Source organism: Sinorhizobium sp. BJ1 (genome assembly GCF_002531555.1).
In the GTDB taxonomy this organism is placed as follows: domain Bacteria; phylum Pseudomonadota; class Alphaproteobacteria; order Rhizobiales; family Rhizobiaceae; genus Sinorhizobium; species Sinorhizobium fredii_B.
The window spans coordinates 210613-228696 of record NZ_NWTH01000007.1; the positions used below are offsets into that span (position 1 = coordinate 210613).

At 63.1% G+C, this 18084-nt stretch carries 18 protein-coding genes; 14 read left to right on the forward strand and 4 right to left on the reverse strand.

Annotation, left to right across the window (positions count from 1 at the left end; genetic code table 11):
• Positions 1-26 precede the first annotated feature (26 nt).
• From CO676_RS12895 to dnaQ, 4 genes are all read left to right on the forward strand, one after another.
• Positions 27-626, forward strand: coding sequence for a Maf-like protein (locus CO676_RS12895; protein WP_097521342.1), 600 nt, complete (start codon positions 27-29; stop codon positions 624-626).
• Entirely contained in the window at positions 619-1479 is an 861-nt protein-coding gene (locus CO676_RS12900; protein WP_097521343.1) for a shikimate dehydrogenase, read from the forward strand. The genes CO676_RS12895 and CO676_RS12900 overlap by 8 nt, the downstream gene beginning before the upstream one ends.
• A complete protein-coding gene (coaE, locus tag CO676_RS12905; protein WP_014766479.1) occupies positions 1476-2066 on the forward strand; it encodes a dephospho-CoA kinase in 591 nt (196 codons plus the stop codon). Before CO676_RS12900 ends, coaE begins: the two co-directional genes overlap by 4 nt.
• A gap of 99 nt (positions 2067-2165) precedes the next feature.
• The gene (gene dnaQ, locus CO676_RS12910; RefSeq protein ID WP_097521344.1) at positions 2166-2864 is read left to right on the forward strand and encodes a DNA polymerase III subunit epsilon; all 699 of its coding nucleotides are present in this window, start codon (positions 2166-2168) and stop codon (positions 2862-2864) included.
• A 99-nt stretch (positions 2865-2963) separates the two neighbouring features.
• Here the strand turns inward: dnaQ and secB are convergent, their stop codons facing one another.
• Both secB and CO676_RS12920 read right to left on the reverse strand, forming a co-directional pair.
• The gene (secB, locus tag CO676_RS12915) at positions 2964-3470 is read right to left on the reverse strand and encodes a protein-export chaperone SecB (protein WP_097521386.1); all 507 of its coding nucleotides are present in this window, start codon (positions 3468-3470) and stop codon (positions 2964-2966) included.
• Positions 3471-3608: 138 nt separating this feature from the next.
• Positions 3609-4118, reverse strand: coding sequence for an FxsA family protein (locus tag CO676_RS12920; protein ID WP_014766482.1), 510 nt, complete (start codon positions 4116-4118; stop codon positions 3609-3611).
• 134 nt (positions 4119-4252) lie between these two features.
• Between CO676_RS12920 and CO676_RS12925 the strand changes: the two genes are divergently transcribed.
• The 5 genes from CO676_RS12925 (at position 4253) to gyrB (ending at position 9574) form a co-directional block, all read left to right on the forward strand.
• A complete protein-coding gene (locus tag CO676_RS12925; RefSeq protein ID WP_097521345.1) occupies positions 4253-4954 on the forward strand; it encodes a Tim44/TimA family putative adaptor protein in 702 nt (233 codons plus the stop codon).
• A 15-nt stretch (positions 4955-4969) separates the two neighbouring features.
• A complete protein-coding gene (locus CO676_RS12930; protein ID WP_097521346.1) occupies positions 4970-6076 on the forward strand; it encodes a murein transglycosylase A in 1107 nt (368 codons plus the stop codon).
• Entirely contained in the window at positions 6069-6629 is a 561-nt protein-coding gene (locus CO676_RS12935) for a Smr/MutS family protein (protein WP_097521387.1), read from the forward strand. The genes CO676_RS12930 and CO676_RS12935 overlap by 8 nt, the downstream gene beginning before the upstream one ends.
• On the forward strand, positions 6626-7003 hold the full coding sequence (locus CO676_RS12940; protein ID WP_014766486.1) for a helix-turn-helix transcriptional regulator: 378 nt from the start codon (positions 6626-6628) through the stop codon (positions 7001-7003). The genes CO676_RS12935 and CO676_RS12940 overlap by 4 nt, the downstream gene beginning before the upstream one ends.
• Before the next feature lie 135 nt (positions 7004-7138).
• Positions 7139-9574 carry a DNA topoisomerase (ATP-hydrolyzing) subunit B gene (gene gyrB / locus CO676_RS12945; protein WP_097521347.1) on the forward strand — a complete coding sequence of 812 codons (2436 nt, stop codon included), beginning with the start codon at positions 7139-7141 and terminating at the stop codon, positions 9572-9574.
• Positions 9575-9707: 133 nt separating this feature from the next.
• Here gyrB and CO676_RS12950 read toward each other — a convergent pair whose 3' ends face one another.
• Positions 9708-10304, reverse strand: coding sequence for a nitroreductase family protein (locus tag CO676_RS12950; protein ID WP_097521348.1), 597 nt, complete (start codon positions 10302-10304; stop codon positions 9708-9710).
• Between the two features lie 345 nt (positions 10305-10649).
• On the opposite strand from CO676_RS12950, the gene gabD reads away from it, so the two are divergent.
• Positions 10650-12104 (forward strand): NADP-dependent succinate-semialdehyde dehydrogenase, encoded by a 1455-nt coding sequence (gabD, locus tag CO676_RS12955; protein WP_097521349.1) that lies wholly within the window; start codon positions 10650-10652, stop codon positions 12102-12104.
• Between the two features lie 98 nt (positions 12105-12202).
• Positions 12203-13003, forward strand: coding sequence for a 4-hydroxy-2-oxoheptanedioate aldolase (gene hpaI / locus CO676_RS12960; RefSeq protein WP_014766490.1), 801 nt, complete (start codon positions 12203-12205; stop codon positions 13001-13003).
• A 13-nt stretch (positions 13004-13016) separates the two neighbouring features.
• Here the strand turns inward: hpaI and CO676_RS12965 are convergent, their stop codons facing one another.
• The gene (locus tag CO676_RS12965; RefSeq protein ID WP_014766491.1) at positions 13017-13895 is read right to left on the reverse strand and encodes a GntR family transcriptional regulator; all 879 of its coding nucleotides are present in this window, start codon (positions 13893-13895) and stop codon (positions 13017-13019) included.
• A gap of 253 nt (positions 13896-14148) precedes the next feature.
• Between CO676_RS12965 and CO676_RS12970 the strand changes: the two genes are divergently transcribed.
• The 3 genes from CO676_RS12970 (at position 14149) to CO676_RS12980 (ending at position 18012) form a co-directional block, all read left to right on the forward strand.
• Positions 14149-15654 carry an altronate dehydratase family protein gene (locus tag CO676_RS12970; protein ID WP_097521350.1) on the forward strand — a complete coding sequence of 502 codons (1506 nt, stop codon included), beginning with the start codon at positions 14149-14151 and terminating at the stop codon, positions 15652-15654.
• Between the two features lie 143 nt (positions 15655-15797).
• Positions 15798-16817, forward strand: coding sequence for an aldo/keto reductase (locus CO676_RS12975; RefSeq protein WP_014766493.1), 1020 nt, complete (start codon positions 15798-15800; stop codon positions 16815-16817).
• Positions 16818-17022: 205 nt separating this feature from the next.
• Positions 17023-18012 (forward strand): ABC transporter substrate-binding protein, encoded by a 990-nt coding sequence (locus tag CO676_RS12980; protein WP_014766494.1) that lies wholly within the window; start codon positions 17023-17025, stop codon positions 18010-18012.
• Positions 18013-18084 lie beyond the last annotated feature (72 nt).

Below are 18084 nucleotides of genomic sequence, written 5' to 3' on the forward strand. Positions count from 1 at the left end.
GATCTCGGGACTGCGGAATTGAGAAGATGAAATCCTCGCTCGTGCTGGCCTCTGCCAGCCCATTTCGACGCGCCCTCCTGGAAAATGCGGGGCTGACATTTGCGGCGCGCGCAGCTCAGCTAGACGAGCGGGCCCTGGAGCGTCCGCTGGAGGAAGCAGGTGCGTCGCCGACCGAAGTTGCGCTGGCGCTCGCCGAAGCAAAGGCGAGGAATGTCTCGCGCCATTTCGATGGAGCGCTGGTGATCGGCAGCGACCAGACGATGTCGCTTGGGGCCCGCGTCTATCACAAGCCGAAGGACATGGCGGAAGCCGCCGAGCATCTCTTGTCGCTCGCCGGCGAGACGCACAGCCTGAACAGCGCGATCGTGATCGTCCGCGATGGCGATGTCCTCTGGCGGCACGTCTCGACGGCGCATATGACGGTCAGGCCCTTGGACCGGACCTTTGTCGAACGGCATCTGAAGCGGGTCGGGGAGAAGGCGCTTTCGAGCGTCGGCGCCTATCAGCTCGAAGGCGAGGGGATCCAGCTCTTCGAGAAGATCGACGGCGATTACTTTACCATTTTGGGCCTGCCGATGCTGCCGCTTCTTTCCAAACTGCGCGAATTGGGATCGATCGATGCGTGATTCACGTGAAACATTTGTTAACCATGCCTTCGTCACGGGCTGTCCGATCAAGCATTCGCGCTCGCCGCTGATTCACGGCTATTGGCTGAAGCAGTTCGGAATTGCCGGAAGCTACCGGGCTTACGAAGTGACCCCGGAGGCATTCCCGGATTTCATGCGCCAGTTGCGGGACGGCAGCGCCGGCTTCTGCGGCGGCAATGTCACCATCCCCCACAAGGAGATGGCATATGAGCTTGCAGACCGGCCGGATGAGCTGAGCGCCGAGCTTGGCGCCGCCAACACGCTCTGGCTCGAGGACGGAAAGATCTCAGCGACGAATACGGACGGGCGTGGCTTCGTCGCCAATCTGGACGAGCGCGCCAGCGGCTGGGACCGGAGCTCGACGGCGGTCATCCTCGGCGCCGGCGGCGCCAGTCGCGCCGTGATCCAGGCCGTCCGCGATCGCGGCGTCAAGACGATCCACGTGGTGAACCGCACCGCCGCCAGGGCGCAGGAACTGGCCGACCGGTTCGGCCGCGCCGTTGAGGCTCATCCGGTAGCCGCACTTTCCGAAGTTATGGCCGGCGCCGGCCTGTTCGTGAACACGACGTCGCTCGGCATGGACGGCGAGCCGGTGCCATCAATCGATTTCTCGCCCTTGGCAAGCGGCGCCGTGGTCACCGATATCGTCTATGTGCCGCTGAAGACACCGCTCCTTTACCAGGCCGAAGCGCAGGGCTTCCGCATCGTCGACGGGCTTGGCATGCTTTTGCATCAGGCAGTGCCCGGATTCGAGAAATGGTTCGGTCAGAGACCGGTTGTCGATGAAACGCTTCGGCAAATCATCATCGAGGATATGGACGTTCACGCATGATCATCGTCGGGCTCACGGGCTCCATCGGCATGGGAAAAACGACAGCGGCTCAGATGTTTCGGGAGCTCGGCGTACCGGCGAGCGACGCGGACGAGGTGGTCCACGACCTCTATCGCGGCGAAGCGGTCGCCCCGGTCGAAGCAGCCTTCCCGGGTGTCGCAAAGGACGGCGTCATCGACCGGGCGGAACTCTCCCGGCAACTGCTTGCGCAACCGGAGCGGCTCGGCGAACTGGAGCGGATCGTCCACCCGCTCGTTCGCGCCAAGGAAATGGAATTCATCGCCCGGCACAAGGCGGCCGGGGCGCCTTTTGTTCTTCTCGATATTCCCCTGCTTTTCGAGACCAGGGCCGAAAAGCGGGTGGATCGGGTCGTCGTCGTCAGCTGCGATGCGGAGAGTCAGAGAGAGCGCGTCATGAAGCGCCCGGGCATGACCGCGGAGAAATTCGCGATGATCCTCGCGCGGCAAGTGCCCGACAGCGACAAGCGCGCCAGAGCGGACTATGTGATCGACACAAGCAACAGTTTCGACGTCACCCGCGAGCAGGTTCGGGCCATTGTCGATCGATTGCGCGCGGGCCGGCACTGATCTGGGCCAACCAATGGGCTTCAATTGGCAAAAGAACGACATTAGAATCGCGTGCAAGAGTGGCCGTGATTCGCCGAGCGCCCGCCTTTAGGAAAATCCATGCGTGAGATCATTTTCGATACGGAAACGACTGGGCTCGACAGCCGCGAGGACCGGGTCATCGAGATCGGTGGCGTCGAGCTCGAGAACCAGTTTCCAACTGGGCGGACGATCCATCTCTATATCAATCCCGGCGACCGCAAGGTCCACCCCGACGCGCTCGCCGTGCACGGCATCACCGACGACTTCCTCAAGGACAAACCGTCCTTTGCCGACGTCGTCGAGGAGATCGTCGAGTTCTTCGGCGACGCGCGTTGGGTGGCGCACAACGCCACCTTCGACATCGGCTTCATCAATGCGGAGTTCGATCGCTTGGGACTGTCGCCGATTGCCATCGATCGGGTGACCGATACGTTGTCGCTGGCGCGGCGAAAGCACCCGATGGGTCCGAACTCGCTCGACGCCCTCTGCCGCCGTTATGGCGTCGACAATTCACATCGCGCCAAGCACGGCGCCCTTCTCGACTCCGAACTGCTCGCCGAAGTCTATATCGAGATGATCGGCGGCCGGCAGGCGGCTCTCGGACTCGTCACCAGTGAGATCGGCGGTCTTGCCGTACAGGCGGACGACGGCCCGATCATTGTCATGCAAAGGGAGCGGTTGCTGGCGCCGCGCCTGACGGAGGCCGAAATCGCCGCCCATGCGGCTCTTGTTTCGAAGATCGGCGCCAAGGCGATCTGGGTGAAATACGGCCGCTAGGACATGTCGTCCAAAGGGCGAAGCGGTAGCGCTGGCTCAGCTTGAATACAAAAACCCGGCGCGAGCCGGGTTTTCCATCACTATCCGAATTGGGATGCGTCAGTTGGTCGTCGTGTTGCTGTTGGCGACCTGAGCACGGACCTTCTCTTCTGCCATGCGCTGAGCGAACATCTGCGCGAAATCGATCGGATCGATCATCAGCGGCGGGAAACCACCGTTGCGGGTCGCGTCGGCGACGATCTGACGGGCAAAGGGGAACAGCAGGCGCGGGCACTCGATGAAGAGCAGCGGCAGCATGTGCTCCTGCGGGAAGCCCGAAACTCGGAAGACGCCGCCGTAGGCGAGTTCGACATTGAACAGCACCTTGTCGCCGTCCTGCGCCTGGGCGTTCAGCGAGAGAACGACGTCGAAATCGTTCTCCGCGAGCGGGTTGGCATTGACGTTGACATTGATGTTGATCGACGGCGCGTGCTCGCGGGCCTGGAGCGAACGCGGTGCGCCGGGGTTCTCGAAGGAGAAGTCCTTGACATACTGGGCCAGGATATTGAGCGACGGGGTCTGCTGGGCGGCGGCGCCGTTGCCGTTGGATGCGGTATCAGTCGTCATAAGAGTTTCCTCGGACTTCGAATTGGTGAGGCCGTCTAGCATTTCGGTCCTGGGCTTACAACCCTCGAAGCCCGGACCGGTTCCCCGGAATGAAGGGCGATTCAAGCCCTCCTCGGCCGGAATCATTATGGCCCTGATCTAACGAGAAATCCGGTTGCTCGGTGGCGGGGAACCGTCTCCGTCCTCGTCTTTCCTGGAGAACTCGTCCGTATCGAGATCGATGATCGTCGGCCTGTGCGGCGGTCGGTCGTTCCCGCCGCCGCCATAATAGAAGCCGCTTCCCGTCGTCAGGATCGTCAGCCGCGTCTGTAGGAAGGAAGCGATGGCGCGCCTGACCGGGGGCAGGAAGAGGACCAGGCCGGCAATATCGGTGATGAAGCCGGGAACGATCAGCAGGATCGCCGCAATGAAGATGAGCGCACCGCCAAGAAGATCCGGGCCGGGATCCTTTCCTGCCCGCGCCGCCTCCTGTACACGGCGCAAAGTGCCGAGCCCCTGGATGCGGAGAAGCAAGACGCCGGCAACTCCGCTCAACAGGACGAGGAGCAGCGTCATCGCCAAGCCGAGCTCCCGGCCGACGACAACGAAACCGGTAATCTCTGCGATCGGCAGACCGAGAATGACGAGAGGAATGATCACCGAACGCATTGATCGTGCTCGCAAGAAGATGAGTGCAATTGATCAGTCTCCGGTTTATGGGTGCGACATCGCCATTTGAATGGTTTATCCTTGCGGACTATATGGAACACCAAGATAAATTCTAACAGCGGTTCCGGGTGGAAATGGGCTCTTTTGACTTCATCACGTTTTTTTTCCTGATCGCAGCTGTGGTCATCTTCTTGCAATTGCGCAGCGTCCTTGGCCGCAGGACAGGAAATGAACGACCGCCTTTCGATCCCTATTCGCCGCGCGAGGCGCAGGGTCCGGAGGCGAGAGACAATGGCAAGGTCGTGCAGCTCCCCCGCCGCGAGAGCACTGCGGAGGACGAGTCGCGCTACGCCGCCATCGATGGCTTTTCGAAGCCCGGCACGCCTTTGAACGCCCAACTGAGGGCGCTCAGCGACGCAGATCCCACCTTCCAGCCCGCCGAATTCCTCAACGGCGCGAAGATGGCCTACGAGATGATCGTCATGGCTTTCGCCGATGGCGACCGCAAGACACTTAAAGGGCTCCTGTCCCGCGAGGTCTATGAGGGCTTCGAAGCGGCGATCGCCGAACGGGAAAGCAAGGGCGAGGTGGTCAAGTCGACCTTTGTCGGCATCGAAAAGGCCGACCTCGTCCATGCTGAACTCAAGGACAGCGAAGAGAACGTCACGGTCCGCATCATCAGCCAACTCATCTCCGCCACCTACGACAAGCAAGGCAAGCTGATCGACGGTGATGCCGATTCGGTTGCCGAAGTGAACGACCTCTGGACGTTTGCGCGCGATGCCCGATCGCGCGACCCAAACTGGAAGCTGATCGCCACCGAATCGGAAAATTGACCGCAAGGGGCGATAATGGCCTTTGATCTCGAACCGGTCGCCTTCTCGGAATTGCCGGGGTGGCAACAGGATGACCCGACTCCCGTCATCGACGCGCTGCGCCGCTGTCAGCATCAGGTGACGGCGGTCAAGCCGTACAGGACTGGCTCTCTCGGTGTTTCGGTTGCCGATCTGCTGCCCGTCTTCGAGGCGGCCGGGGCGGTTTTTTCAAGCGCGCCGGAAGCGCGGAAGTTCTTCGAAGGTCATTTCGTGCCCTTCCGCATCCGGCCTGCGGACAGAAGGCCAGGCTTCGTCACCGCCTTTTACGAACCAGAGGTTGAGGTTCGCGCCATCGCCGACGAGGCATTCCGCTTTCCCTTCTACCGGCGCCCCGCCGACCTCGTTGATATCGACGATACGAACCGGCCGGAAGGCATGGATCCCTATTTCGCCTTCGGCCGGCTGCGTGACGGCAGGATTGAGGAGTATCCCGATCGCCGGACGATCGAGGAGGGCCTGCTCCTGGGCCAAGGCTTGGAGATCGCCCACGCCCGCTCGAAAGTCGATGTCTTTTTCGTCCATGTCCAAGGTGCGGCCCGGCTCGTTTATCCGGATGGATCGCGCCGCCGCATCACCTATGCGGCGAAGACCGGGCATCGCTTTTCCGCCATCGGCAAGCTCTTGATCGAGCGCGGCGAAATCGACGCGGCGACCGTTTCGATGACGAGCATCCGCGGCTGGCTCGTGGCCCATCCGGAAGAGGTTGACGAGGTCCTCTGGCACAATCGCTCCTTCATCTTCTTCCGCGAAGCACCCGTCGGAGATGAAAAGCTCGGACCGGTGGCCGCGGCCAAGGTGCCACTCGAGCCGGGACGGTCGCTTGCGGTCGACCGCCTGATCCACACTTTTGGGGTTCCTTTCTATATTGCCAGCGAAACCCTTACCCATCTCGATGGCGGCCGTCCCTTCGGACGGCTGATGCTTGCGCTCGATACGGGTTCGGCGATTGTCGGGCCGGCGCGCGGGGATATCTTCACGGGATCGGGCGAGGCGGCCGGCGCGCTTGCCGGCTCCGTGCGCAACGATGCCGATTTCTACATCCTTGTGCCGCGCGCGGCTGCCGCCCGATATCGCCATGGCTAGGGACAAGAAGCTATCGCCGGACGACCGCATCCTTTGGGGAAAGGTCGTGCGCTCGATCAAGCCGATGCCGGGGCGTTTGCAGGACCTCGAGGACCTGCTCGGGGAAATCGAGGAGCCGTCAACGCCACCTCCGCAGCAACCGAATTCCGGCGTGTCCGCGTCCGAAACGCCGGAACAGGGGATTGCGCTCAGCGGCAAGGCCGAGCACCGCCATCATCCGTTCGAGAGGCCGGTTAAGCGGAAGCTTTCCAAGGGCCGGCTCGCGCTCGAGGCGCGGATCGACCTGCACGGAATGATCCAGAGTGAGGCGCATGGCTTCCTTCTGCAGTTCCTGCTGAAAGCGCACGAGCGGGGTTTGCGCCATGTGCTTGTCATCACCGGCAAGGGAACGTCGCTCGGCAGCGACGGAGCGTTGAAGCGCGCCGTGCCGCTCTGGTTCGCGCTGCCGGAGTTTCGCCCGCTGATCTCGTCCTACGAGCCGGCGGCGCGAAACCATGGGGGCGAGGGGGCGCTCTATGTCCGCCTGGCGCGCAGCAGGGGACATGCATCGTGACGCCTTTCGGTGAGGCCATGCGCGAGCTGCGCCGCCGCAAAGGCGTCTCGCAGAAGGAGATGGCGGCGGTGATCGGCGTTTCGCCGGCCTATCTGTCGGCCCTCGAACACGGCAAGCGCGGCGCACCGAGCTTCGATTTCCTGCAGCGCGTCGCCGGCTATTTCAATGTGATCTGGGACGAGGCCGATGAACTCTTCCGGGTCGCGCGGCTTTCCGACCCGCGAGTGGTCCTCGACACATCGGGCCTGCCGCCCGGCCACACGGCCTTTGCAAACCGTCTGAGCGAGCGGATTCGCGGCCTGTCGGGCGAAGCGATCGAGGCGATGGAAGATATTTTGGAAAAAGCCACATTTCCTGATAATGACAGGGGATGAAGCCTCGCCCTGGCCGTGCTCCTGTGGCCCGGGGTTTGGAACCCGTGGACAAATTTCCTATAGTCCGCGAGGCGTCCGCGCTGTGATTCGCAACGAATCGCCGCGTCCGAAGAACCTGGAAAGACCTGAAGCCGAATGACCGATATCTCTGAGACCGAAGCCGGCGCGATTGCCGAATATGGTGCCGATTCCATCAAGGTGCTGAAGGGCCTCGATGCCGTGCGCAAGCGCCCGGGCATGTATATCGGCGACACCGACGACGGCTCCGGTCTGCACCACATGGTCTACGAGGTCGTCGACAATGCGATCGACGAGGCGCTGGCGGGCCACGCCGACATCGTCACCGTCACGCTCAATCCGGACGGTTCGGTCACCGTGACCGACAACGGTCGCGGCATTCCGACGGACATCCACCGGGAAGAGGGCGTCTCGGCGGCCGAAGTCATCATGACGCAGCTCCACGCCGGCGGCAAATTCGACCAGAACTCCTACAAGGTTTCCGGCGGCCTGCACGGCGTCGGCGTTTCGGTCGTCAACGCACTCTCCGTCGCCCTGAAGCTCAAGATCCGCCGCGCCGGCAAGATCCACGAGATGAGTTTCACCCACGGCGTCGCCGACGGGCCGCTGGCGATCACCGGAGACGCCGGCAGCGAGACCGGCACCGAAGTCACCTTCCTGCCGAGCGAGCTGACCTTCTCGAAGACCGAATTCGACTATGCGACGCTCGAACACCGGCTGCGGGAGCTCGCCTTCCTGAATTCCGGTGTCCGGATCGTGCTCACTGACAAGCGCCATTCCGACATCCGCCGCGACGAGATGATGTATGACGGCGGGCTCGAGGCCTTCGTCGCCTATCTTGACCGGGCGAAGAAGCCGCTCGTCCACAAGCCGGTGTCGATCCGCAGCGAGAAGGACGGGATCACCGTCGAGGTGGCGATGTGGTGGAACGACAGCTACCACGAGAACGTGCTCTGCTTCACCAACAACATCCCGCAGCGCGACGGCGGCACGCATATGGCGGGCTTCCGCGGGGCGCTCACCCGCCAGATCACCTCCTATGCCGATACGTCCGGCATCACCAAGAAGGAAAAAGTGTCGCTGACCGGCGATGATTGCCGGGAGGGCCTGACGGCGGTTCTGTCGGTCAAGGTGCCGGATCCGAAGTTTTCCTCGCAGACAAAGGACAAGCTGGTATCGTCCGAAGTCCGGCCCGTTGTCGAAAGCCTCGTCAACGAGGCGCTCAGCGTCTGGCTCGAGGAAAATCCCTCCGAGGCGAAGATCCTCGTCGGCAAGGTCGTCGAAGCGGCCGCTGCCCGCGAGGCGGCCCGCAAGGCCCGCGAACTGACGCGCCGCAAGGGCGCGCTCGACATCTCGTCGCTGCCCGGCAAGCTCGCCGACTGCTCCGAGCGCGATCCAGCGAAGTCGGAGGTGTTCCTGGTGGAGGGCGACTCGGCAGGCGGCTCAGCCAAGCAGGGCCGTTCGCGCGAGAACCAGGCGATCCTGCCGCTGCGCGGCAAGATCCTGAACGTCGAGCGCGCCCGCTTCGACAAGATGCTGTCGAGCCAGGAAATCGGCACGCTGATCACCGCGCTCGGCACCTCGATCGGCAAGGACGAGTTCAATGCCGACAAGCTGCGCTACCACAAGATCATCATCATGACGGACGCCGACGTCGACGGCGCCCACATTCGCACGCTGCTGCTCACCTTCTTCTTCCGGCAGATGCCGGAGCTGATCGAGCGGGGCCACCTTTATATCGCCCAGCCGCCGCTCTACAAGGTGACGCGCGGCAAGTCCGCCCAGTACCTGAAGGACGAAAAGGCGCTCGAGGATTATCTGGTCACCATGGGCCTCGAGGAGGCATCGCTGACACTCGGCTCCGGCGAGGTCCGGGCCGGGCAGGATCTCCGCGAGGTGATCAACGACGCCTTGCGCCTGCGCTCGCTGATGGAGGGGCTGCATTCGCGCTACAACCGGGCAATCGTCGAGCAGGCGGCCATCGCCGGTGCGCTCAATACGGAACTCAACAGCCATCAGGACGACTACCAGAAGATCGCCGTCGAAGTGGCGCGCCGTCTTGATGTCATTGCCGAAGAGACCGAACGCGGCTGGGTCGGATCGGTGACGGCCGAGGGCGGCCTGAAGCTCGAGCGCATGGTGCGCGGCGTCAAGGAGGTGGCGGTGCTCGACATGGCGCTGATCGGCTCATCCGATGCCCGCCACATCGATCAGCTGACGGGGAAACTCAAGGAAGTTTATTCGGAGCCGCCGGTGCTCAGGCGCCGCGATGGCACGCAGGAGATCAGCGGGCCGCGTGCCCTTCTGGACGCGATCTTTGCCGCCGGTCGCAAGGGCCTGACCATGCAGCGCTACAAGGGTCTTGGCGAGATGAACGCCGAGCAGTTGTGGGAAACGACGCTCGATCCGAACGTCCGCTCGCTGCTGCAGGTCAGGGTTGCCGACGCCACCGACGCGGATGGCCTGTTCTCGCGGCTGATGGGCGACGAGGTCGAGCCGCGCCGCGACTTCATCCAGGAAAATGCGCTGAGCGTCGCCAACCTGGATATCTGACGAAGCGATCGATTCGGAAAGAAGCGCTTCGGTGCGTTGAAAACAAAAGCGTGGGGCGTCTTCGCTCCCACGCTTTTTCTTTTGTGCACTCGGCACAGACCATGCAAACGCCGCCCGATTCCAGCTCCAGGTGTCAATCGCCTCGGAATCGACCCTCGAAGACGAATTCGCCGATCGCCTTGCGCTGGCTCGGCCTTTCCCTTTCGCGCAGATCCTCCGGAAGGGTGGAGGGATCGGCGATCCTGCCGATCGCCACGGCCGCCTCGACCCGGTAGTGCTCCGGCACGCCGAGCACGTGCATTGCCTTGTCTCGGTCAATCCCCGCCATGGCATGGGCATGCCATCCGGCAAGCTGCGTCTCCAGCGCCAGTGCAAACCAGGCAGCACCCGTATCGAAGGCATGGGTATAGGCGGGTCTCAGCTCGCCGCTCGATGTCAACCTGTGGGTCTTCGACAGAATGATGACGAGCGCCGAAGCGTTCTTCGCCCAACGCTGGTTGCCTTCGTCGAGCGTCTCCAGCAGCGACGCAAAGTACTCGGTGCCGCGCCGGGCATAGACGAAGCGCCAAGGCTGCATGTTGCTCGCCGAAGGCGCCCAGCGCGCCGCTTCGAAGAGCGCCAGCAGGTCCCTTTCGCTGATTTCTTCGCCGGTGAAGGCGCGCGGCGACCACCGCTCGAGGAAGATCGAGTGGATCGGGTGGTCGGCTTTTCTGTGGTTGATTTCTGTCACGAACGAGCATCCTTGTCCTGCATGGGAATTCCTTGGGAGGCCCTTCGACTTGCAGATGAAGCGTCCGCGAGGAGCCGGATTCGCCGCGACGCTATAGAAGATGCAGGCGCTTTGAAACGCGCTCTCCGAAAAATGATCGGAGTTGGATCTTGCACCGCAAGGACCCTTCGAAAGGTTGGAACGAAGCGAGACGGCAGCCGTTCTGATTTGGGGTTCGCCCGGGAGCGGCGCTGCGGAGGCTTGCCTTTTGTTTGAGGGGAAAAGCAGAAAGGGTGTCCCGACCGATTGTCGAAACCGAAAAAAGTTGTATAAGTTCTGTAAAGTTTTCCGAGGGAAGGACCAGCCATGAACATGAAGGACCCGTCGCTGTTTCGCCAGGCCGCGCTCGTCGGCGACAACTGGATCGAAGCGGACCCGCAGAATGCGATCGAGGTGAACAACCCGGCGACCGGCGAGATCATCGGTCTTGTGCCGAAGCTCGGTGCCGCCGAGACCAGGGCCGCGATCGAGATCGCCGCGCGGGTGCAGAAGGAATGGGCGGCGCGAACCGCTAAGGAGCGCGCGGCAATCCTGCGCCGCTGGTTCGAGCTGATGATCGAGAATAAGGACGATCTAGGCCGGATATTGACTATCGAGCAGGGCAAGCCGCTTGCCGAAGCGACCGGCGAGATCGTCTATGGCGCGAGCTTCATCGAATGGTTCGCCGAAGAGGGGCGGCGCGTCTATGGCGACCTCGTGCCCGGCCACCAGAAGGACAAGCGCATCCTGGTGATGAAGCAGCCGATTGGCGTGGTCGCCGCCATCACACCCTGGAACTTCCCGAATGCGATGATCACCCGCAAGGCCGGCCCCGCCTTTGCCGCCGGCTGCGCCATGGTGCTGAAACCGGCCGCGCAGACGCCGTTCTCGGCGATCGCCATCGCCGTGCTCGCCGAGCGGGCCGGCATGCCGAAGGGCCTGTTCAGCGTCATAACCGGCTCGGCCCGCGAGATCGGCGCCGAGATGACCTCCAACCCGACCGTGCGCAAGCTGACCTTCACCGGCTCGACCGAGGTCGGCGCCGAGCTCTACCGCCAGAGCGCCGCGACGATCAAGAAGCTCGGCCTCGAACTCGGCGGCAACGCGCCTTTCATCGTCTTCGACGACGCGGACCTCGATGCTGCGGTCGAGGGCGCCCTGATCGCCAAGTACCGCAACAACGGTCAGACCTGCGTCTGCGCCAACCGCCTCTATGTCCAAGACGGCGTCTACGAAGCCTTCTCGGCGAAGCTGGCTCAAGCGGTCGCCAAGCTCAAGACCGGCAACGGGATGGAAGAGGGCGTCATTCTCGGGCCGCTGATCGACAAGCCGGCGCTTGAGAAGGTCGAGGAGCATGTCGCCGACGCGCTCGCCAAGGGCGCCCGCGTCATCCAGGGCGGCCAGCGCCACGCGCTCGGCGGCAGCTTCTATGAGGCGACGGTGCTGGCGGACGTCACCCAGGCGATGGCGGTGGCGCGCGAGGAAACCTTCGGTCCGGTGGCGCCGCTCTTCCGCTTCAAGGACGAGGCGGACGTCATCCGCCAGGCGAACGACACCGAATTCGGCCTGGCCTCCTATTTCTATGCCAAGGATCTGGCGCGCGTCTTCCGCGTCGCGGAGGCGCTGGAGTACGGCATGGTCGGCGTCAATACCGGTCTGATCTCGACGGCGGAAGCGCCCTTCGGTGGCGTCAAGCTCTCCGGCCTCGGCCGCGAGGGCTCGAAATACGGCATCGAGGAGTTCATGGAAATCAAATATGTCTGCCTCGGCGGTATCGCCTGAGTAGGCCAGGTCTTTCACGCAAACAAACCGGCCGGAAAGTTCTGGCCGGTTTTTTTGTTTGCCGCTAAGACATTGGTCTTCGTCACAGGAGAGCGATCATGCCGGCCCCCAAAAACTCCTTCAAAGCGGCAATTCGCGAAGGTCGTTTCCAGCTCGGCCTGTGGGTGGCGCTTGCCAGCCCCTATGCCGCCGAAGTGGTGGGCGGCAGCGGCTATGACTGGCTGCTGATCGACGGCGAACATGCGCCGAACGACCTCCCGTTGCTTGCCGCGCAATATCGCGCCATCGCCGGCCGCGGCAGTCATCCGATCGTGCGCCTGCCGGTCGGCGACACCGCCCTCATCAAGCAGATCCTTGATACGGGTGTTCAGACCCTGCTCATCCCGATGGTCGACACTGTCGAACAGGCGCGGCAGCTGGTCCGCGCCGTCCGCTACCCGCCGCACGGCATTCGCGGCGTCGGCGCCGCCCTCGGGCGAGCCACGAATTTCGGACGGGTCAAGGATTATCTGCAGAACGCCAATGACGAGATCTGCCTGATCCTGCAGATCGAGAGCCGGGCAGGCTTGGCGGCCATCGATGAGATTGCCGCACTGGACGGTGTCGACGGCCTGTTCATCGGCCCATCGGACCTGGCCGCCGACATGGGCCATCTCGGCAATCCCGCCCACCCGGAGGTCCGGGCCGCAATCATCGACGGCTTTGCGCGCATCGAGAAGGCCGGCAAGGCGCGCGGCATTCTGACCCTCGATCCGGTACAGGCGCGCGACTACCGCGATCTCGGTGCCGACTTCCTGGCGATCGGCACCGACGTGACCTTGCTCGTCAGTGCCACGGAGCGATTGCGCCGCGAATTTCTCGGAGAGGTTGATCCGGTGAGAGCCGAATCCGGCTACTGATCGGGACGAGCTGCTAAGGAATCGACTGCAGCAGGGTCTCCCGCGCCGACTTAAGGTGACGGCGGCAGGCCTGCTCCGCCTGCTTCGGGTCGCGCGACTGAAGAGCCGCGATATAGGCGAGATGCTCTTCCAGCGCCCGGGCGTTGCGCTCGCGCGCATTCGCCTTGTTCCACTGGTAATGGTAGTGGAAGACGATCGCGATAACGTCGTAGAAATCGACGATGAAACGGTTGCTCGACGATTTGTGCACAAGCAGGTGAAATCGCTCGTCGAGCTCGGAGAATTCCCTGTAGCGGTTGTCGATGTCGGCAAGGATTTCGCGATGCAGCGCTTCGATCTGCTTCAGTTCGGCCCAAGCGGGGTCATTCTCGGGTAGGGTCACGAAGCGAGACGCCGAGCGAAGCTCGAACATCTCCCTGACTTCCGTCAGCTCGAGCGCGAATTCGCGGGTAAATCCCTTGAGCACCCAATGGCTGTTCGGCCGCTTCTCGATCAGGCCGAAGCGACTGAAGCGGATCAGGAATTCGCGCACACTCGTGGTGCCGGTGCCGATCTCGCGCGCCAGCTCGAGCTCGTTGATCTGCATGCCGGGCTCCGCGCCGCCCGCCAGAATCCGGCGCATGAAGCTGCGTTCGATTCTCTCGGCGAGCGAATCGGTTTCCTCGGTGGGGAAATAGTCCGACGCCTCTGGACGCCTGAGCACGATCTTGCGGCGCTTGTCCCAGCTGATGAGCTTGACCTCCTCGCAACGCGACAGGATGGCACGCACCGTCGTGCGGCTGACGCCGAGCGCCTGTCCGAGCTCCGGTTCCGAGGGCAACGCGGATGTTTCCGAAAGCAGCGTGAGGCAGCGGTTGAAGGCATCCTTGAAGACTGTGTTTTGCTTCGCCATGAATTGATCCGGCCTATTGACGTTTCCTGGGGTCTAGCCCGGCAGCGCCGTTTTGTCTTGAGGGTCGCTCGCAGAATTTGTCGAGACCGTCCTGCTTCCTGCCTCTCCCATGCCGTCATCGGCTGAGAGCATCGGAATCCCAGTTGCGACGGCAGCCATAATACCCATTGACGAAGATCTGTCTATTGTAGATAAAAGACAAATCAGAGAACACGGGCCCATCCCGTGAAAACAGTTCTGGGAGAGCCTGAGATTGTCCGCACCGACTTCGATCCTTCTTTCGCCGGAAGATAATGTCGCTGTCACTACGGTGGCGATCGAGCCCGGCGAAACATTGCCCGGCGGGCAGAAGGCAACGGCGCGGATCGAAGCCGGCCACAAGGCGGCAATCCGGCCGATCCCGGCCGGTGAGCCCGTCGTCAAATATGCCCAGGCGATCGGCCGCGCCACCCGCGACATCGCCGCCGGCCAGCATGTGCACTCCCACAATCTTGCCTTTGATCAGGACCGGCTGGCGATCGGTGCGCCGGTGCCGCCGGAAGCGGCGAGCGAAGCCGACAAGGCGCGCACCTTCCTCGGCTACCGGCGGGCCGACGGCCGTGCGGCGACCCGCAACTATATCGGCATCATCGCCAGCGTGAACTGTTCCACCACCGTCTGTCGCGCCATTGCCGAGGAGGCCAACCGCCGCATCCTGCCCCGGTACGAAGGCATCGACGGCTTCGTGCCGATCGTCCACGACCAAGGCTGCGGCATGTCGTCCTCCGGCGACGGGATGAAGAACCTGCACCGGACGCTTGCCGGCTATGCCCGTCATGCCAATTTCGGCGGCGCACTGATGGTCGGGCTCGGCTGCGAGGTCAACCAGCTGACGCTCTACGGCCAGGGCGGCTCCGGCGCGGAAAAGCGGCATTTCAACATCCAGGAGGCCGGCGGCTCGCGCCGCTCGGTCGAGCGCGCCCTTGGCGTTCTCGAGGAAATCGCCAAGGAAGTGGCGACGGCGCGCCGCGTGCCGATTCCGGTGAGCGAGATCATCGTCGGGCTGCAATGCGGCGGCTCGGACGGCCTTTCCGGCGTGACGGCAAACCCGGCGCTCGGCGCCGCAGTCGATATTCTCGCCGGTGCCGGCGGCACCGCGATCCTCTCCGAGACCTCGGAGATCTATGGGGCCGAGCATCTCCTGCGCAGCCGTGCCGTCAACGAGGCGGTGGCGGTGAAGCTCGACGGGCTGATCTCCTGGTGGGAAAACTACGTCGAGATGCATGGCGCCTCGCTCGACAACAATCCTTCGCCGGGCAACAAGCGCGGCGGCCTGACGACGATCCTCGAAAAGTCGCTCGGTGCGGTTGCCAAGGGCGGCCGTTCGCCGTTGGCCGCCGTCTACAGCTACGCCGAACGCGTGACCGAGCACGGCCTAGTCTTCATGGACACGCCCGGCTACGACCCGGTGTCGGCAACCGGCCAGGTGGCAGGCGGAGCCAATGTCATTGCCTTTACGACCGGCCGCGGCAGTTGCTTCGGCTGTCGGCCGGCGCCGTCGATCAAGCTGACCAGCAACACGGCGCTCTACCGGGCAATGGAAGAGGACATGGATATCGATTGCGGGGTGATCGCCTCCGGCGAGGCGACGATTGCCGGGCTCGGCCGCCAGATCTTCGATCTGATCATCGACACGGCTTCGGGCAGCAAGACGAAGAGCGAACTTTTCGGTTACGGCGACAACGAATTCGTCCCCTGGCATCTGGGGGCGACATTGTAGGAGGCAGGTGACTACCCCTCATCCGCCTGCCGGCACCTTCTCCCCGCCCTGCGGGAGGGCTAAGGGTGAGGGCAAAGGGCCGGGTGAGGAGCTGCCCCGCTCTTGAATTGAGAATGGGCATCCTTGGAGGGAGGAGACAAGGAATGCAGACGAGAAAGATCGGCCGTACGGATCTCGAGGTGACCGAATACAGTTTCGGGACCGCAGGGCTCGGCGGCCTCTATCGCGAATGCACGCGCGAGGCGGCGCTGGCGACGCTCGACGCCGCTTGGAATTCAGGCATCCGCTATTTCGACACGGCGCCCTATTACGGTCTCGGTCTTGCCGAGCGCCGGGTCGGCGATTTCCTGCGCGGCAAGCCGCGCGACAGCTACGTGCTCTCGACCAAGGTCGGCCGCCTGCTTCACCCGGTCCCGGAAGACAAGGTCCCCGACTATTCCTACGTCAAGGCGCTGAATTTCGACGTCACCTATGATTACGGGTATGACGCGATCATGCGGTCGGTGGAGTTCAGCTATGCCCGTCTCGGACTTAACCGCATCGATATTCTCTATGTCCACGATATAGGCGGCTACACCCACGGGACGGCGAAGAACGCCGTCTATCTCCGGCAACTGCTCGATTCCGGCTTGAAGGCGCTGGAGGAGCTGAAGGCGGGCGGCGCCATTTCGGCCTATGGCCTGGGTGTCAACGAAGTCCCCGTCTGCCTCGACGTGATGCGCCAGGCGGATATCGACTGCATCCTGCTTGCCGGCCGTTACACGCTTCTCGATCGATCGGCGGTCGCGGAACTCATCCCGCTCTGCGAGAAGAAGCAGACCTCGCTCGTCGTCGGTGGCGTCTTCAATTCTGGCATCCTCGCCACCGGCCCGGTGCAAGGGGCGCATTTCGACTACATGCCGGCGACGGAAGAGATCCGTGCGAAGGTGGCGGCGATGGAGCGGATTGCCAGCGAGCGCGGCTTGCCGCTTGCGGCGCCCGCCCTTCAGTTTCCGTTGGCCAATCCTCAGGTCGCCTCGGTCCTGCTCGGCACCGCCAAGCCCTCAAGCCTCGAGCGCAACATGGAGCTGACCCGAAGGAAGATAGCGCCGGAAGATTTCGCCGTCTTCGAGCCTCACACGCTCGTAGCCCCAGCGCTCGGAGCGGAGGCTGTGAGGGTCTGATTGTCTCGCCGGCTGCCGAGAGCGGCGGCGATCCTTTTTGCGTCCTGGAGGAACGCAATGAAGCGGGCGTATCGAAGTGGGGCTTGCCAACTCGATTTGTCTGAACTAGCGTGTCGAAATGTTTTTTATTGATAAAAGACGATCTGCAAGCACCTGGCGGATTGGTCTCGCTAACGGAACAAGGTGTAATGAGAGGAGAAACTTGATGAGCATGACCAGACGCATTCTTTCCCGCCGCGCCTTCAACGCCCTGGCCGGCGCCGCCTTCGCCGTTGCGATGGCGCCCGCGACGTCTTTCGCGCAGGACGTCACCATCCCGATCATCGTGAAGGACACGACCTCCTTTTACTGGCAGATTGTGTTGGCGGGCGCGCGTGCCGCCGGCAAGGACCTCGGCGTCAACGTGCCGGAACTCGGCGCACAATCCGAATCCGACATCAACGGCCAGATCAGCATCCTAGAGAACGCCGTCGCCGGCGCGCCGGCCGCGGTGGTCATCGCTCCGACCGAGTTCAAGGCACTTGGCAAGCCGATCGACGAGGCCGCCAAGGCGGTGCCGGTCATCGGCATCGATTCGGGTGCTGATTCGAAGGCCTTCAGTTCGTTCCTGACGACTGACAACGTCCAGGGCGGCCGCATCGCCGCCGACGGTCTTGCCGCCGCGATCAAGGAAGCGACCGGAAAGGAAGAGGGCGAGGTCGCCATCATCACCAGCCTGCCGGGCGTCGGTTCGCTCGACCAGCGCCGCGAAGGCTTCCTCGACCAGGTCAAGACCAAGTATCCTGGCCTCAAGGTGGTTGCCGACAAATATGCCGACGGCCAGGCGACGACCGGCCTCAACATCATGACCGACCTGATCACCGCCAATCCGAATCTCGTCGGCGTCTTCGCCTCCAACCTGATCATGGCGCAGGGCGCCGGCCAGGCGATCGCCGAGAACAAGCTCGGCGACAAGATCAAGGTCATCGGCTTCGACAGCGACGAAAAGACCGTCGGCTTCCTCAAGGAAGGCGTGCTGGCCGGTCTCGTCGTGCAGGATCCCTATCGCATGGGTTATGATGGCGTGAAGACGGCGCTTGCGGTTTCGAAAGGCGAAAAGGTCGAGGCCAATGTCGACACCGGCGCGAACCTGGTCACCAAGGCCAACATGGCCGAGCCGAAGATCGACGCGCTCCTGAACCCGAAGGTCAACTGACCTGTCGCCAATGAGTCGTGGCGTTTGGGTCACCTGCGCCACGACCCGTCTTGGCGCGACGGCCGGCCGGAG

Excerpts from the sequence above, each read along its gene's own strand:
- CO676_RS12930 (WP_097521346.1), top strand. The coding sequence starts at position 4,970 with ATGGCCTTTGATCTCGAACCGGTCGCCTTCTCGGAATTGCCGGGGTGG.
- hpaI (WP_014766490.1), top strand. The coding sequence starts at position 12,203 with ATGCCGGCCCCCAAAAACTCCTTCAAAGCGGCAATTCGCGAAGGTCGT.
- coaE (WP_014766479.1), top strand. The coding sequence starts at position 1,476 with ATGATCATCGTCGGGCTCACGGGCTCCATCGGCATGGGAAAAACGACA.
- CO676_RS12980 (WP_014766494.1), top strand. The coding sequence starts at position 17,023 with ATGAGCATGACCAGACGCATTCTTTCCCGCCGCGCCTTCAACGCCCTG.
- CO676_RS12975 (WP_014766493.1), top strand. The coding sequence starts at position 15,798 with ATGCAGACGAGAAAGATCGGCCGTACGGATCTCGAGGTGACCGAATAC.
- CO676_RS12895 (WP_097521342.1), top strand. The coding sequence starts at position 27 with ATGAAATCCTCGCTCGTGCTGGCCTCTGCCAGCCCATTTCGACGCGCC.
- dnaQ (WP_097521344.1), top strand. The coding sequence starts at position 2,166 with ATGCGTGAGATCATTTTCGATACGGAAACGACTGGGCTCGACAGCCGC.
- gyrB (WP_097521347.1), top strand. The coding sequence starts at position 7,139 with ATGACCGATATCTCTGAGACCGAAGCCGGCGCGATTGCCGAATATGGT.
- CO676_RS12900 (WP_097521343.1), top strand. The coding sequence starts at position 619 with ATGCGTGATTCACGTGAAACATTTGTTAACCATGCCTTCGTCACGGGC.
- CO676_RS12925 (WP_097521345.1), top strand. The coding sequence starts at position 4,253 with ATGGGCTCTTTTGACTTCATCACGTTTTTTTTCCTGATCGCAGCTGTG.
- CO676_RS12920 (WP_014766482.1), bottom strand. The coding sequence starts at position 4,118 with ATGCGTTCGGTGATCATTCCTCTCGTCATTCTCGGTCTGCCGATCGCA.
- CO676_RS12965 (WP_014766491.1), bottom strand. The coding sequence starts at position 13,895 with ATGGCGAAGCAAAACACAGTCTTCAAGGATGCCTTCAACCGCTGCCTC.
- gabD (WP_097521349.1), top strand. The coding sequence starts at position 10,650 with ATGAACATGAAGGACCCGTCGCTGTTTCGCCAGGCCGCGCTCGTCGGC.
- secB (WP_097521386.1), bottom strand. The coding sequence starts at position 3,470 with ATGACGACTGATACCGCATCCAACGGCAACGGCGCCGCCGCCCAGCAG.
- CO676_RS12935 (WP_097521387.1), top strand. The coding sequence starts at position 6,069 with ATGGCTAGGGACAAGAAGCTATCGCCGGACGACCGCATCCTTTGGGGA.